We start from the raw sequence: 646 nt of genomic DNA on the forward strand, positions 1-646 counted from the left end.
ATTTGTTGCTTCAGCACCGTAGTGCCTCGTCATCACGCCTCAGCCTTGGTTTTCCGGATTTGCCTGGAAAACCAGCCTACACGCTTAAACCGGGACAACCGTCGCCCGGCCAACATAGCCTTCTCCGTCCCCCCTTCGCAGTAACACCAAGTACAGGAATATTAACCTGTTTCCCATCGACTACGCCTTTCGGCCTCGCCTTAGGGGTCGACTCACCCTGCCCCGATTAACGTTGGACAGGAACCCTTGGTCTTCCGGCGAGCGGGCTTTTCACCCGCTTTATCGTTACTTATGTCAGCATTCGCACTTCTGATACCTCCAGCATGCCTCACAGCACACCTTCGCAGGCTTACAGAACGCTCCCCTACCCAACAACACACAGTGTCGCTGCCGCAGCTTCGGTGCATGGTTTAGCCCCGTTACATCTTCCGCGCAGGCCGACTCGACCAGTGAGCTATTACGCTTTCTTTAAATGATGGCTGCTTCTAAGCCAACATCCTGGCTGTCTGGGCCTTCCCACATCGTTTCCCACTTAACCATGACTTTGGGACCTTAGCTGGCGGTCTGGGTTGTTTCCCTCTTCACGACGGACGTTAGCACCCGCCGTGTGTCTCCCGTGATAACATTCTCCGGTATTCGCAGTTTG

Annotated in this window: 1 rRNA gene; it reads right to left on the bottom strand. The window is 54.8% G+C overall.

The window, feature by feature from the left end:
• Positions 1-646: ribosomal RNA gene (locus AACU94_RS24475) — 23S ribosomal RNA — on the bottom strand; the annotation flags it as partial.

The sequence above is a fragment of the Escherichia sp. E4702 genome (assembly GCF_963883545.1).
GTDB lineage: Bacteria > Pseudomonadota > Gammaproteobacteria > Enterobacterales > Enterobacteriaceae > Escherichia.